Source organism: Mesorhizobium sp. M1A.F.Ca.IN.022.07.1.1 (assembly GCF_003997575.1).
GTDB lineage: Bacteria > Pseudomonadota > Alphaproteobacteria > Rhizobiales > Rhizobiaceae > Mesorhizobium.
Map to the genome: position 1 here is coordinate 1 of NZ_RZST01000152.1, position 12,966 is coordinate 12,966.

Genomic DNA, 12,966 nt, shown 5'->3' on the forward strand with positions numbered 1-12,966 from the left:
GCTGACGGCAGCGCCGGGCGTGCGCCCCAAGCCATTGGTCGCGGCGCATGCGCCCGACGCCGGCGCGCTACTGAGCGGCGAGGAAGCGCGGCTGCTCGATGTGCTCGGCCACGCCGAGATCTATTCGCTGAGGTTGAATGTCGGCCGCCAGCGCCTTTTCGTGCTGTTTTCCGCCGCCGAGCCCGCCAAGATCGACCTTACGGCCTTGATGAAGGCGCAGCTGAAATGCTGCTACGCGTTATCCAGCATCCCGCAATTGATCGCCGCGGCATCCATGCAGGATCCGCTGTCGGACCGCGAGCGCGAATGCCTGTTCTGGGTATCGGAGGGCAAGACCACCGACGAGGTGGCCCTCATCCTTGGCGTCTCGTCGAACACCGTCAACAGCTACATCACGCATGCCATCCAGAAATTCGCGGCTTCGAACCGCGCGATGGCGATTGCGACCGCTATCAGGAGCGGCATCATTTGAAGCACGCACAGATCAAAGAGGCCGCTGCCGCCCTTTTCAACGAGCAGCGCAATCCGTTCGGCGCCTTCTCGCTCGGATCGGAGACGCATCACGCGGTGACCATTCCGGACGCCGTGCGCCGCTGCCGCTGGATCGCGGTCGATATCAACGCTTCTGGTTTCGGACTGTTCTTCGTCAGCCCCTCGCTGGAGCGAGCGCGCCTGGTCGCCTGCTTCGATTCGGATTATCCGTCGACCGGCCTCACCACCAAATTCATCTCGGGCGCCAGCGGCGAGGAAATGGTGCGCCACAGCCGCATCTCGACGACGCCGCGCTGGTGGGCCGACAGCGGCATGGCCGTTTCGCAGCAGAGGTTGGAGAGCCTGGCATGGTCCGAACCGACCGCGCCGCTCGCGCCCGGCACCGACGGCATCGCCTTTCCGGTGCATGCGGAGCGCGGCCAGTGCGGGCTACTCGTCTTCCTGGGGCCGGATATGACCCTTTCGGACGACACGCTATGTGAAATCCACGCGCGCTGCTTTGCCCTGTTTGCGTCGGTCGCCCGCATCCGTCCAAGCGAAACCGGCAGGACGCGCGCCATTTCCAAGCGCGAACTCGAATGCCTGAAGCTGACCGCCAACGGCAACACCAGCGAGGAGATCGCGAAGCTCCTGAAACTGTCGGTGCACACCGCCAACCAGTATCTCACCCAGTCGACGCAGAAGCTCAACGCTGTCAACCGCAACCAGGCGGTCGCGAAGGCGCTGCGCCTTGGCCTGATCGAGTAGCTCGCCCAGGCCAGGCGCCGAGACCTGAAACATCGTCAGGGAAAAGCGAGCGGCTCGGTCCTCCGGATGCGCGCCTCGTCGATCGCGTCCTCGAGCAGGGCGGTGTTGTGCTCCGGCGTCTCGCCCGGCTTCTCGAAAGAGACGTAATTGACGATCACGGACGTGCCCTGCCCGGTCAGCATCAGCTGGAAATAGACGGTTACGCCGCGCGGCCGAAGCTCGAGATCGAGCACGATGCGCGGGCTGCCGCTCCAGTCGACATGCGCTTCGCCGCCATGACCGAGCCTGAGCGTGCCCGGCTGGAAATAGAGCTCCGCAGCCGAGTCCACCAGGTCCGACAGGCAGGCGAAATGCTCCAGCCGGATAAAGGCGATATAATCCGCGACCTCGATCAGGCGCAGCTCGCCCACCACGTCCTGGATGGCATTGGCGACGATCTGCTCGCGTGAATTGGCGTGTGGTTGCCGGTTCATGGATAGAAACAGCGTCCGATCATTGGGTTACTTTTCGCTCGGCCTTCTTCGAGTAGACGATCCGCACCAATTCGGCGACCGCCTGGTAGAATTGCGACGGGATCACGCTATCAACTGAAACTTGCTTGTACATGGAGCGGGCAAGCGCCACGTCCTCGAAGATCGGGATGTTGTTCTCTCTCGCGATCTCGCGGATTTTCAGCGCCACCAGATCCTGGCCCTTGGCGAGCACCAGCGGAGCGGAGTCCTCTTCGCGCACATATTTCAGCGCGATGGAATAGTGGGTCGGATTGGCGATGACGAGCGTCGCGCGCGGCACCGCCGTCATCATACGCCGCCGCGCCCGGTCACGCGCCAGCGAGCGCAGGCGCGACTTCACGATCGGATCGCCTTCCGACTGCTTCAGCTCGTCTTTCACTTCCTGCTTGGTCATGCGCAGGTCGCGCCGCCAGTGGAAGCGCGACCAGACGATATCGGCGACCGCGACCGCCCCCATGACGAAGACGATCGCCACCAATATGTCGACGAAGATGCCGCGGATGACCATGCCGAACGACACCGGGTTGGTGATCATGCCGGCGAGCAGCCTGCGGTGATCTTCCGACAGCGTGAAGGCGAGCACGGCGATGGCGAAGGCAAGCTTGGCCAGCGACTTGGCGAATTCGACAAAGCCCTGCACGCCGAACAGGCGGCTCCAGCCCTTGGCGATCGAAATGCGCGACAGCTGCGGCCGGATCCGTTCGCCGACGAATTGCGGGATGTTCTGGAACACCGAAGCGCCGACGCCGGCGACCACCAGCAGCACCAGCAGGCTGACGACGGCGCGACCGATTTCGAACAGCACGGTCCTGTAGAGCTCGATGACGTCGGTCTCGGTGTCCATCGGCCAAGCTTCCGGCTTTTCCAGGAACATGGCGAGGAACATGCCGAGATTGACGATGGCGTCCTTGGCGTAAAAGACGCTGAACACCAGTATGGCGAGGAAGGAAGCGAAGATCGCCGTCTCGCGCGAGTGAGGCAGCTTGCCCTGCTCGATCGTGTCGCGGATCTTCTTTTCTGTGGCTTCCTCGGTTTTGGAATCCTTGTCGACCGCCTCAGCCATGATGCCCTGACCGCATTGCTGTCGTCAGGCGGCTTCGGCAGTGGTCTGCATCGAGGGAAGCTCGAATGCTCCCTGCCGCGAGAGACGAATGGTCGCCACGGCGATCGTCTTTCGCGCCGCCATGATGTCGGCCAGCGCGATACCTTCCGATCCCTGTCCGAGCTCGGATTCGATCATGCGGCGCGAGCGTGCGCCGATCGCCGACAGCACGGATTCGGTAAGCTCCGCCGGCGCGCCGCGCAAAGCCAGTGTGACGAGCTCCGTCGACAGCCCGTCGAACAGAAGCACGCGCGCCTTCTGGGCGAGCAGCGGCAAGTCGTCGAAGGCAAACAGCCGCGACCTGACCCCGGCCAGATCGGGCGTGCCCGCTTCCTCCAGATCCTGCATGAGTTCGTCGAGCTCGGGCTTGGCCATCTCGTTGAGCACGCTGGCGACGCGCTCCTGGCCGACCGAGGTGTCCCTGGTCGCTTTTTGCGAAAGCACGCTGGCGCGCAACTGGTTCTCGACGATCCTGGCTGCCGCATCCGGAATGTTGGCCATCGTCACCATGCGCTTGATGATCTGGCTGCGTATCGGCTTTTCCATCGTCAGCAGCACATTGGCCGCGGTCTGCGGCGCAAGCTTCGACAGCACCATGGCGGACGTTTGCGGGTGTTCGCCGGCGAGGAAGGTGCCCAGGCGCGTCGGCTCGAGCTTTTCCAGATCCGGCCAGATCGGCGGCGGTCCCTCAGGAGCGGGCTCGAACTTCTTCTCGCCCATGATCGCGCTCATTTCCTCCGGCGACAGCGATTCGTTGAGGATCGTGTCCATCCGGTCCGCCGAATCGAGCAGGCCTGCGCCCTCGGTGAACTCGGCCTCGAATTCCGCAACGATGCGCTCCAGGTCGGTTTGCGGAATGGTGCGCAGCAGCCGCGCGCCCTCGATCAACGCCTTCAGCTCCTCCTGCTTGAAGAATTTGAGCAGCCGGCTGGCCGAGGGCTTGCCCATCGCCACCAGGATGGCGGCGGCCTTTTGCGGGCGCGTCAGCGTCAACGACGTCATTGGGCCTGGCTCCGCTGCCGGTGAATGCTCTCGCCGTCCATGCTCAGGCGCTCTTGGTAGCAGCGTTGATTTCGGTAAGCCTGATGCCGAAGCGCGACGGATCGTCTTCCAGCACCGTGATCTCGCCACGCGCGATTCTGCGGCCGTTGACCACCACGTCGACCGGCTCGCCTATGCGGCGGTTGAGCGCTACCGTCGAGCCCTTCTGCAGCGCCATCAGCTCCGACACCGGCATTTCGGTGCTGCCCAGAATGATCTGCACATCGACCGGAATCGTCATGATGATCGAGGAGTTGGCGCCGGCCTGCAGGGCAGCGTTGGGGCGGTTCTCCTCCTCCCGCAGCACGCCGCGCAATTCCTCGATGGCGCGGTCGAGCTGCTCGTCCGGCTGGTCGGCTTCGGGTTCGGCTTCCAAGTTGGTCTTTGCCATGCCTCGTCTCCAATAATCCCAAGCCAGGCCTCAGCCCGGCACCAATCCGTCGATGAAATCCTGCCCGCCATCGTGGGGATGCCGGATGCGGACCGTGTAGTTCTGTCCGAGCTTGCCGAACTCGCAGACAAACAGCGTCTTGTCGCGCGCGCTGAGCTTTGCCTGCAGTTGCGCATCTTCCTCGAACTCGATCACCTGTCCGGGCTGGAAGGCGGCGAGATCGCCAAGCGACAGCCGGGCGAGCGGCATGGTGGCCTCGAGCCGCACGGCCGAGCGCATCACTTCTTCCGAGAAGCGGGCTCGCCAGTCGAATTCCGTCGTCAGGTCGCCGCCGTGATCGGCGGTGGCGCCGCGGGTCGCCAAAAGGATTCGCTGCGGGATCATCACCGTCACCGTGCCGGTGTCGGTCGGCGTCGAGATGCCATAGATGATGCGAACCGCCGCCCCGTCGCGCAGCACGCGCCGTTTCGCCTCGTTGCCGGACATCGCCCTCGGGACAGGCTGGCGCAGCTCGAGAGAACGCCGGCCCGATCCGTTCAGCGCCATCGCAACCTCTTGGAAGACGGTGGTGGCGACGTCGGTCTCGATCTGTGACAGGTCGCGCTCGATCGGCGCCACCGGCTGATCCGGGTCCCCGCCGAACAGCGCCTGGACCATGACGGCGATCGCCGGCGCGTCCATGACGAGCGTCATGGCGTCGGCCGACGTCGGCGACGGAACGATGGTCATGGCGAAGGTTTCGCCCGCGCGCATACGCGCATCGGGGACACGTCCCACTTCGACCGCCTGCAGGTCGACGGTGACCGGCGCGCCAAGCTCTCCGGAAAGGGCTTTCTGCAGTAGCGGGAGCGAGCGCTCGGCCATGCCTCGGCCGACGCCGATCACCTGCGCGGCCTCGCCGCTGTCGCCGACGAGACGCTCGATGATGAGAGCCCGGGTTTGCGACGGACTTGCCGGACTGGTCATGACGGCAAGCGGCCCCGGCTGAAGTTCTGCATGCTCAGGCCGCCTTCTTCTCGGCGGTGCCGGTGTTCATCGTGCTCTGCTCGACGGCATCGATCGTCGGACGCTCATAGGACGAGATGGTCTTGCGGCCGAACTCGATCGCGACCTGCGGCAAGGCGCCGTTCATGTAAGCGAGCAGCGTCTGCTTGACGATGATGTAGAGGCGGTTCTTCTTCTCGCGCACCGTCTTGATCTTGGTGGCGACCGGACCGACCACGGCATAGGACAGGAAGATGCCGAGGAAGGTTCCGACGAGCGCAGCACCAATCAGCCCGCCGAGAATTTCCGGCGATTGGTCGAGCGCGCCCATCGCCTTCACCACGCCGAGCACGGCCGCGACGATGCCGAGCGCCGGCAGGCCGTCGCCGACCGCGACCATCGCGTGATAGGCCTTCAGCTTGTCGGTGCGGATCGTCTGGATCTCCTCATCCATCAGCGCCTCGATCTCGTGCGAGCGCGCATTGCCGATGATGATGATGCGGCAATAGTCGCAGATGAAATGCGTCAGGTCGTGGTTCTTGAGCACCGTCGGGAACGCCTGGAAGATCGCCGACTCTTCCGGATTGTCGATATGCGCCTCGACCTCGCTGCGCGACTTCGATCGCAACTCGCGCATCAAGCTGTGCAGGACGCCAAGCGTTTCGAGATAGTCGCGCTCCTTCGGCACGGCCTGCTTGAAGGCCTCGAGAATGCCCTTGCCGGTGTCCTTGACCGTCTTCATCGGGTTGGCGACAAGGAAAGTGCCGAGCGCTGCGCCGCAGATGACCACCGCTTCCCAAGGCTGGATCAGCACATGCAGATGCCCACCCATGGCCATGAAGCCACCGAGCACGCAGCCAAGCGTCACCACAAGTCCGATCAGAATACCCACGACAGGTCCTTCCGCATGTCACGTCGGGGATCAGGGATAGTCCTCGTGCCTTGTGTGAGGCTTGAATCGCGATGCGGAACCGATTCAGCCTCGCACAAGGAAGCATCGCTATCGTCACCGGAAAGCTTCGGGCGGAGGCGCAGATGTTGAACACCTATACGAGCTATCAGCTCATCGCCAAGGACATCCCAAAGGCAATCGACCAGGTCGAGTCGCAGCCCGTCGTGAAGCGTGACACCGACTACTATTTGGCCAATATCGGCAACGTCAAAGGCATCGACGATTTCGTCAACAACACTCGGCTGTTCAACTACGCGATGAAGGCGTACGGGCTGGAAGACATGGCCTATGCCAAGGCCTTCATGGTCAAGGCGCTCAAGGAAGGCGTGTCCGACTCCGACAGCTTCGCCAACAAGCTGAGCGACAAACGTTACGCCGACTTCGTCAAAGCGTTCAACTTTGCGGCTTACGGCTCGACCGCCACGCTCTATCCTTCCGCCCAGCAAGGCGCGGTCGACAAATACATGCGCCAGACGCTGGAGGAGAATGCCGGCGAGACCAATCAGGGCGTGCGGCTGGCGCTCTATTTCCAGCGTAAGGCGCCTGACATCAACAGCTGGTATGACGTGCTCGCCGACACGGCCCTTTCGAGCGTGGTGCGCACGGCTCTCGGCCTGCCCGACTCCATCGCGTCGGCCGACATCGACAAGCAGGCGCAGATGTTCGAGCAGAAGCTCGATATCGCCGACTTCAAGGATCCCGACAAGCTGAACACCTTCCTTACCCGCTTCACCAGCCTGTGGGAGATCAACAACCCGACGACCACTGCCGTGGCCTCGGTCAGCGTGCTGTTCGCGCAGCCGACCACGGTCGGCATCTCGACCGATCTGATGATGGCCATGCAGAAGCTGAAGTTCTGAGAACACCATGCAGGACAGTCTCTACGTCGCCCTATCTTCGCAGATTGCGCTCGAACGCCGTCTCGACACCATCGCCGACAATGTCGCCAACGCTTCGACCATCGGCTTTCGCGCCACCGGCGTGAAATTCGAGGACGTGGTCTCCGGCACCGGGCCGAAGTCGGTATCCTTCGCATCCTCCGGCAAGACCTATCTTTCCAGCGCGCACGGCTCGCTGACCGAAACCGGCAATCCTTTCGATTTCGCCATCCAAGGCGACGCCTGGTTCGCCATCGAGACGCCGGCCGGCACGGTGATGACCCGCGACGGCCGTTTCTCCATGAACGAGAACGGCGAGCTGATGTCGATCGAAGGCTATCCGGTGCTGGACAGCGGCGGCGCGCCGATCCAGCTCGATCCGCGCAACGGTCCGCCCAAGGCCGGCGCCGATGGCTCGCTACGCCAAAACGACCAGCTCGTCGGCGCCATCGGCCTCTACGATTTCGACCCCGGCGCCAATTTCGTCCGCTACGGCAATTCGGGCATCGTTCCCGCGCGGACCCCGGAACCGGTCACCGACCGCTCCGATGTCGGCGTAGCTCAAGGGTTTCTCGAGGAATCCAACGTCAATCCGGTGCTGGAGATGACCCGGCTGATCCAGGTGCAGCGCGCCTTCGAGAATACGGCTGCGCTGATCCGGCAGAGTGCTTCGTCCACCGACGATGCGATTAAGACGCTCGGCGACAAGTAACGGGATGGCGAACGGCTCGTCCCTGCTCCGCGCGCCTGAGAAGCTTGCAGACGCCGGTCCCACGGATCGGCTGGCCGCGCTCGAACGCATCTGGCGGCGGTTCGACAACCGGGAAACGCTGCTCAGCCGCGGCGGCCGCGTCGTCGAGATCTCGCCCACTCACTACAAGGTGCGCGGCCTTTCGGACATTGCCAGGCTCGGCGACATCGTCGAGCAGCGCGGCAAGACCGGCACGCGCCGCGGCGAGATCGTCAGGATAGGCCGCGACGAGGTGGTGGTCGCGCCGTTCGAGCGCCACGCCGATGCCGGCATCGGCGACACCGTTTTCCGGCGCGGCCCACTCGCGGTCGCGCCGGATGTTTCCTGGCGCGGGCGCGCCATCGACGCTTTGACTCGCGTCATCGACGGCGGCCCGCCGCTGGTCAGGCCGAATGCCGCCGGCAGCGCCGACACATTGACGCCCGGCGCCATGTCGCGGCAGCGGGTCGACACCGGCTTTCTGACCGGAGTGCGGGTGATCGACATCTTCACGCCGCTCTGCTTCGGCCAGCGGCTCGGCATCTTCGCCGGCTCAGGCGTCGGCAAGTCGACGCTGCTTGCCATGCTCGCCGGCGCCGAGGCCTTCGACACGGTGGTCGTGGCGCTGATCGGCGAGCGCGGCCGCGAGGTGCGCGAATTCCTCGAGGACACCATCGGCGCCGACAGCATGGCCAAGACCGTCGCGGTCGTCGCCACCAGCGACGAGAGCGCCATGATGCGCCGGCGCGCGCCCGACACAGCCATGCGTGTGGCCGAGCATTTCCGCGACCAGGGCCATCGCGTGCTCCTCGTGCTGGATTCGATCACCCGCTTTGCCCATGCGCTGCGCGAGGTGGCGACGGGCACCGGGGAGCCCCCGGTCGCGCGCGGCTACCCGGCATCGGTCTTCACCGATCTGCCCAAGCTGCTCGAGCGCGCCGGACCAGGCGCCGAGGGCAAAGGCTCGATCACCGCCATCATCTCGGTGCTGGTCGACGGCGACGACCACAACGATCCGGTGGCCGATTCGGTGCGCGGCATCCTCGATGGCCACGTCGTGCTCGACCGCGCGATCGCCGAGCAGGGACGCTACCCGCCGGTCAATCCGCTGTCGTCGATCTCACGTCTCGCCGACAAGGCCTGGAGCGCGGAGCAGCGCATGCTGGTGACAAGGCTGAAAGCGATGATCGCGCGCTTCGAGGACACGCGCGACATCCGTCTGCTCGGCGCCTATCAGGGCGGCGCCGACGCCGAGCTCGACATCGCCGTGCGCCAGGTGCCGCTGATCTACGAGGCGCTCACGCAGTCGCCGAGGGATCGCGCATCGGCCGATCCGTTCACCGATCTCGCCCGCCATCTCAAGGGGAAGCAGAATGGCGATCAAGGAGACTGACCTGCAACAGACCGAGCGCATGCTGCGTGAGATGATTGACGAGGCCAAGGCCGCCGAGGAGGCCGACGCCAGCCGCGACTCGCTCATCAACGGCCTGTTCCCGAAAAAGGTGGAGTGGCCGCAGCCGCCGCCGGTCCAGTTCCCCCGCCTGGCCAACAGGAAAGCGGACCGGCGCAGCGATTTCGTCGTCGCAGCGCTCGGCATCACGCTCGGCCTGATCTGCGCGCTGTTTCCCTGGTATATCTTTTTCAACCAGGAGCAGTTCGGCGTTCAGACCATCAAGTTCGGCGGCAGCGGCAGCAATTCGGGACGCGACGGCGGCGGCGTCGCGGCCGAACGCAGCGGACCGCTGACGGCCAAGGACGTTCCCAACGCCGATATCGACCTGCTGGCCACCGGAACGGTGCAGGACGAACCCCCGCCGGCGCCTGGCGACCAGCCCTTCCCTGCGGCCGCGGCGGAATTCAGGATGGTGCATGTCGCCAATGGCCGCGCGATGATCGAGGACGACACCGGCCTGTGGATCGTCCAGCGCGGCTCCGTCCTGCCGGACTCCAGCCGCGTCGCCGCGATCGAGCAGCGCGGTGGCAAGTGGGTGATCATCACCGATGCCAACAAGGTGATCCAGCTTTCCAGGTGATGGTCTCGTAACGGGCCGCGGGCTCGCTCCGCGCAAGGTCCGCGCAAGACTGGCGGCCTAGTCTTGTGCGTACTCGCCCGGAGAGTCCCATGGAACCCGTCAACCTCTTTGACCTCGCCACCCGGCAGTCGCAATGGCTGGCCGTGCGCCAGTCCGCGATCGCATCCAACATCGCCAATGCCAACACGCCGGGCTACACGGCAAACGACGTCGAACCGTTCGAAAAGGTCCTCGACCGGACTGCGGTGACGCTGGCGGCCACCCAGACCGGCCATTTGGGCGCCGAGGGGACCAATGCCGGCTTCAATCTCAAGCCGGAGGATGTCACGGGCTCGATAATGCCGTCGAAGAACACGGTGGTGCTCGAGGACGAGCTGATGAAGGCCGGCGAAGTGCGCCGCTCCTTCGAGCTCAACACGGCGATCGTCAAAGCCTTCCACTCGATGATGACGATGGTGGTGAAGAGCTGACCATGGACGCCCTGACCGCAGCCCTTAAAGTCGCGGCATCCGGCCTTGGCGCCCAGTCGGAGCGTCTGCGTGTGGTGTCGGAGAACCTCGCCAATGCGCAATCGACGGGCAACACGCCTGGCGCCGATCCCTATCGCCGCAAGACGATCAGCTTCCAGTCCGAGCTCGACCGGACGAGCGGTGGTTCGCTGGTCGAGGTGAGCTCGATCGCGCGCGACCCGTCGGACTTCCCGATCGAGTTCCAGCCCGGCAACGAGGCCGCCGACGCAAAAGGGTACGTGAAGATGCCCAACGTCAACGTGCTGGTCGAAATGGCCGACATGAGCGAGGCCAACCGCTCCTATGAGGCCAACCTGCAGGTCATCAAGCAGGCTCGCGATCTGATTTCCATGACCATCGACCTGATGAGGAACCAGTAATGATCGGCGGTATCGGGGCACTACAGTTCAAACCGGCAATCGACGGCACGGAGGCCGCCTCGCCGGGCCTGCTTCAGGGCGGCGTCGGCACCAAAGCAGGCGAAGGCGTCGGCAGCAGCTTTGCGGAGGCTCTCAGCCAGGCTGCGACCAAGACCGTCAACACGCTGCAGAACGCCGAGCAGATGTCGATCCAGGCGCTGAAGGGCGACGCGGACACCCGCCAAGTGGCCGATGCGGTGCTGAGCGCCCAGCAGGCCCTGCAGACGACGATCGCCATCCGCGACAAGGTCGTCTCGGCCTATCTCGAAATCAGCCGCATGAGTATCTAGGACCGCGTCATGAAAGCCCTTGCCATCGCCGCGACCGGCATGAACGCCCAGCAGACCAATCTGGAAGTCATTGCCAACAACATCGCCAACATCAACACCACCGGCTACAAGCGGGCGCGCGCCGAATTCTCCGACCTGCTCTACCAGGTCGACCGCACCCAAGGGGTGCCCAACCGCTCCAACACCTCGCTTGTGCCCGAGGGCGTTTCGATCGGCCTCGGCGTCAAGACGACGGCCGTGCGCAACGTCCACACACAGGGCGAGCTGACCAGCACGGGCAACAGCTTCGATCTGGCGTTGACCGGCCGCGGCTGGTTCCAGATCGAGGGCGCCGACGGCAGCACGCTCTACTCCCGCGCCGGTGCCTTCAACACCAATGCCACCGGGCAGTTGGTCACCGCCGACGGTGCCACCGTCATTCCCGCGATCACCGTGCCGACCGACGCGGTCGAGGTCATCGTTAACAAGACCGGCCAGGTCTTTGCCCGTATCGACGGCCAGACCGACCTTCAGCTTCTCGGCCAGCTTCAGATCGCCAACTTCGCCAATGAGGCGGGCCTGGCGCCGCTCGGCGACAATCTGTTCCAGGAGACGGCGGCCTCTGGCCCGGCCAATGTCGGCGTTCCAGGCGATCCGGGCTTCGCCACCATCGAGCAGGGCTATCTGGAGTCCTCCAACGTCGATCCGGTCAAGGAAATCACCGAGCTGATCTCGGCGCAGCGCGCCTATGAAATGAACTCGAAGGTCATCCAGGCCGCTGACGACATGGCCTCGGTGGTCTCAAAGAACATCAGGTAACCGACGATGGCCATGCCGGCTTCATGCCCTGCTTTTCGTCGCGCCGTGCTGGCCCTTGCGCTGGTGGTCGTCGGCGTGCCGGCACTTGCGCAAGAGACGGGCCCATCTCCCTTGCGATCCGGGGAGTCGGCCAACGAGCTCGCCGCCCATCAGGCGGTCGGCGAAGCCGTGCTGATTCCCAACCGGGTCATCTATCCCGGCGAGACCATCGAACTTGCGGCGCTGAAGCAGGTGACGCTTGTCCCGGGCAAGCACACGCCGGACGGCATGGCGACGCGCTCCGAGGAACTCCAGGGCAAGGTCGCCAAGCGCACCCTCGTGCCCGGCCGCTACATTCCGGCGGCCGCCATCCGCGACGCCTGGCTGGTCGAGCAGGGTGCCTCGGTGCAGGTCTATTTCACCGCCGGAGCGCTGACCATCTCCGCCGCTGGCGTCACGCTGCAGCCGGGCGCCGCCGGCGACCTCATCAAAATCCGCAATGTCGACAGCGGCAAGATCATTTCCGGCACGGTAATGGCCGACGGCACGATTCGAGTCGGCGCATCGTGAGGCGCGTCTTTGCCCTTCTGCTGAGCGCCGCGATCGGTCTTCAGCCCGCATTGGCCGATGGGATCACGTCCAAGGCCAAGCGCGAACTTGCGCAAAAAAATGGCGGCGTCTACGACGATCCGGAATACGATCCGGCCACCACCACCCGCATGTTCCGCGTCTCGACGGGACCGAGCACGCTGCCGCCCGGCCAGGTCGCCGCGCGGATCAAGGACATTGCCCAGCTGCAGAGCGCGCGCGACAACCAGCTCGTCGGCTACGGCCTGGTCATCGGCCTGGCGGGAACCGGCGACAGCCTGCGCAACTCGCCGTTCACCGAACAGTCGATCCGCGCCATGCTGGAGAACCTCGGCATCGCCACCGAAGGTGGCAGCGCGCGCGCCAAGAACGTCGCCGCCGTCATCGTCACCGCCAACATGCCGCCCTTCGTCCAGTCGGGCGCGCGCATCGACATCGACGTCTCCTCGATGGGAGATGCCACCTCGCTTGCTGGCGGCACGCTGGTGATGACGCCGCTCAAGGCCGCGGACGGCGAGATC

At 64.8% G+C, this 12,966-nt stretch carries 18 protein-coding genes; 12 read left to right on the plus strand and 6 right to left on the minus strand.

Going from position 1 to position 12,966, the window contains the following annotated elements; all coding sequences use genetic code 11:
• Window positions 1–472: helix-turn-helix transcriptional regulator (locus tag EOA75_RS17830; protein WP_164747425.1), on the plus strand; the 472-nt coding region annotated here is incomplete at its 5' end.
• Window positions 469–1,239: a helix-turn-helix transcriptional regulator gene (locus EOA75_RS17835; RefSeq protein WP_095800429.1), complete on the plus strand. Its 771-nt coding sequence runs from the start codon at window positions 469–471 to the stop codon at window positions 1,237–1,239. The genes EOA75_RS17830 and EOA75_RS17835, both read left to right, overlap by 4 nt.
• A gap of 35 nt (window positions 1,240–1,274) precedes the next feature.
• On the opposite strand, the gene EOA75_RS17840 is transcribed toward EOA75_RS17835, so the two are convergent.
• The 6 genes from EOA75_RS17840 to motA are packed head-to-tail and all read right to left on the minus strand — an operon-like array spanning window position 1,275 to window position 6,161.
• Entirely contained in the window at window positions 1,275–1,712 is a 438-nt protein-coding gene (locus EOA75_RS17840; protein WP_067002370.1) for a hypothetical protein, read from the minus strand.
• 19 nt (window positions 1,713–1,731) lie between these two features.
• Window positions 1,732–2,814 (minus strand): flagellar biosynthesis protein FlhB, encoded by a 1,083-nt coding sequence (gene flhB / locus EOA75_RS17845; protein WP_127324771.1) that lies wholly within the window; start codon window positions 2,812–2,814, stop codon window positions 1,732–1,734.
• Between the two features lie 24 nt (window positions 2,815–2,838).
• Window positions 2,839–3,855 (minus strand): flagellar motor switch protein FliG, encoded by a 1,017-nt coding sequence (locus tag EOA75_RS17850; protein WP_127324772.1) that lies wholly within the window; start codon window positions 3,853–3,855, stop codon window positions 2,839–2,841.
• A gap of 43 nt (window positions 3,856–3,898) precedes the next feature.
• Window positions 3,899–4,285, minus strand: coding sequence for a flagellar motor switch protein FliN (fliN, locus tag EOA75_RS17855; protein ID WP_127324773.1), 387 nt, complete (start codon window positions 4,283–4,285; stop codon window positions 3,899–3,901).
• 30 nt (window positions 4,286–4,315) lie between these two features.
• Window positions 4,316–5,251 (minus strand): FliM/FliN family flagellar motor switch protein, encoded by a 936-nt coding sequence (locus EOA75_RS17860; protein WP_127324774.1) that lies wholly within the window; start codon window positions 5,249–5,251, stop codon window positions 4,316–4,318.
• Between the two features lie 34 nt (window positions 5,252–5,285).
• A complete protein-coding gene (motA, locus tag EOA75_RS17865; protein ID WP_067002381.1) occupies window positions 5,286–6,161 on the minus strand; it encodes a flagellar motor stator protein MotA in 876 nt (291 codons plus the stop codon).
• A 143-nt stretch (window positions 6,162–6,304) separates the two neighbouring features.
• On the opposite strand from motA, the gene EOA75_RS17870 reads away from it, so the two are divergent.
• The 10 genes from EOA75_RS17870 to EOA75_RS17915 all read left to right on the plus strand — a co-directional run.
• A complete protein-coding gene (locus EOA75_RS17870) occupies window positions 6,305–7,081 on the plus strand; it encodes a DUF1217 domain-containing protein (protein ID WP_127324775.1) in 777 nt (258 codons plus the stop codon).
• A 7-nt stretch (window positions 7,082–7,088) separates the two neighbouring features.
• Window positions 7,089–7,811, plus strand: coding sequence for a flagellar basal-body rod protein FlgF (gene flgF, locus EOA75_RS17875; protein WP_067002386.1), 723 nt, complete (start codon window positions 7,089–7,091; stop codon window positions 7,809–7,811).
• 4 nt (window positions 7,812–7,815) lie between these two features.
• On the plus strand, window positions 7,816–9,222 hold the full coding sequence (fliI, locus tag EOA75_RS17880; protein WP_127324776.1) for a flagellar protein export ATPase FliI: 1,407 nt from the start codon (window positions 7,816–7,818) through the stop codon (window positions 9,220–9,222).
• Complete coding sequence (locus EOA75_RS17885) at window positions 9,203–9,862, plus strand: hypothetical protein (protein WP_095800436.1); 660 nt, start codon at window positions 9,203–9,205, stop codon at window positions 9,860–9,862. Before fliI ends, EOA75_RS17885 begins: the two co-directional genes overlap by 20 nt.
• An 89-nt stretch (window positions 9,863–9,951) precedes the next feature.
• Window positions 9,952–10,332, plus strand: coding sequence for a flagellar basal body rod protein FlgB (gene flgB / locus EOA75_RS17890; protein WP_095800437.1), 381 nt, complete (start codon window positions 9,952–9,954; stop codon window positions 10,330–10,332).
• 2 nt (window positions 10,333–10,334) lie between these two features.
• A complete protein-coding gene (gene flgC, locus EOA75_RS17895) occupies window positions 10,335–10,751 on the plus strand; it encodes a flagellar basal body rod protein FlgC (protein WP_067326083.1) in 417 nt (138 codons plus the stop codon).
• Window positions 10,751–11,080: a flagellar hook-basal body complex protein FliE gene (locus tag EOA75_RS17900; protein WP_095800438.1), complete on the plus strand. Its 330-nt coding sequence runs from the start codon at window positions 10,751–10,753 to the stop codon at window positions 11,078–11,080. The genes flgC and EOA75_RS17900 overlap by 1 nt, the downstream gene beginning before the upstream one ends.
• Before the next feature lie 9 nt (window positions 11,081–11,089).
• Window positions 11,090–11,878 carry a flagellar basal-body rod protein FlgG gene (flgG, locus tag EOA75_RS17905; RefSeq protein WP_067002397.1) on the plus strand — a complete coding sequence of 263 codons (789 nt, stop codon included), beginning with the start codon at window positions 11,090–11,092 and terminating at the stop codon, window positions 11,876–11,878.
• A gap of 6 nt (window positions 11,879–11,884) precedes the next feature.
• Window positions 11,885–12,427 carry a flagellar basal body P-ring formation chaperone FlgA gene (gene flgA, locus EOA75_RS17910; RefSeq protein WP_127324777.1) on the plus strand — a complete coding sequence of 181 codons (543 nt, stop codon included), beginning with the start codon at window positions 11,885–11,887 and terminating at the stop codon, window positions 12,425–12,427.
• The coding region (locus tag EOA75_RS17915; protein ID WP_164747426.1) for a flagellar basal body P-ring protein FlgI at window positions 12,424–12,966 on the plus strand (543 nt) is incomplete at its 3' end. The genes flgA and EOA75_RS17915, both read left to right, overlap by 4 nt.

What these genes read in the sequence shown, in the direction of transcription:
- flgF (WP_067002386.1), top strand. Translation starts at nt 7,089, where the DNA reads ATGCAGGACAGTCTCTACGTCGCCCTATCTTCGCAGATTGCGCTCGAA.
- flhB (WP_127324771.1), bottom strand. Translation starts at nt 2,814, where the DNA reads ATGGCTGAGGCGGTCGACAAGGATTCCAAAACCGAGGAAGCCACAGAA.
- EOA75_RS17840 (WP_067002370.1), bottom strand. Translation starts at nt 1,712, where the DNA reads ATGAACCGGCAACCACACGCCAATTCACGCGAGCAGATCGTCGCCAAT.
- EOA75_RS17860 (WP_127324774.1), bottom strand. Translation starts at nt 5,251, where the DNA reads ATGACCAGTCCGGCAAGTCCGTCGCAAACCCGGGCTCTCATCATCGAG.
- flgA (WP_127324777.1), top strand. Translation starts at nt 11,885, where the DNA reads ATGGCCATGCCGGCTTCATGCCCTGCTTTTCGTCGCGCCGTGCTGGCC.
- flgC (WP_067326083.1), top strand. Translation starts at nt 10,335, where the DNA reads ATGGACGCCCTGACCGCAGCCCTTAAAGTCGCGGCATCCGGCCTTGGC.
- flgB (WP_095800437.1), top strand. Translation starts at nt 9,952, where the DNA reads ATGGAACCCGTCAACCTCTTTGACCTCGCCACCCGGCAGTCGCAATGG.
- fliN (WP_127324773.1), bottom strand. Translation starts at nt 4,285, where the DNA reads ATGGCAAAGACCAACTTGGAAGCCGAACCCGAAGCCGACCAGCCGGAC.
- EOA75_RS17850 (WP_127324772.1), bottom strand. Translation starts at nt 3,855, where the DNA reads ATGACGTCGTTGACGCTGACGCGCCCGCAAAAGGCCGCCGCCATCCTG.
- EOA75_RS17870 (WP_127324775.1), top strand. Translation starts at nt 6,305, where the DNA reads ATGTTGAACACCTATACGAGCTATCAGCTCATCGCCAAGGACATCCCA.
- fliI (WP_127324776.1), top strand. Translation starts at nt 7,816, where the DNA reads ATGGCGAACGGCTCGTCCCTGCTCCGCGCGCCTGAGAAGCTTGCAGAC.
- flgG (WP_067002397.1), top strand. Translation starts at nt 11,090, where the DNA reads ATGAAAGCCCTTGCCATCGCCGCGACCGGCATGAACGCCCAGCAGACC.
- EOA75_RS17900 (WP_095800438.1), top strand. Translation starts at nt 10,751, where the DNA reads ATGATCGGCGGTATCGGGGCACTACAGTTCAAACCGGCAATCGACGGC.
- EOA75_RS17885 (WP_095800436.1), top strand. Translation starts at nt 9,203, where the DNA reads ATGGCGATCAAGGAGACTGACCTGCAACAGACCGAGCGCATGCTGCGT.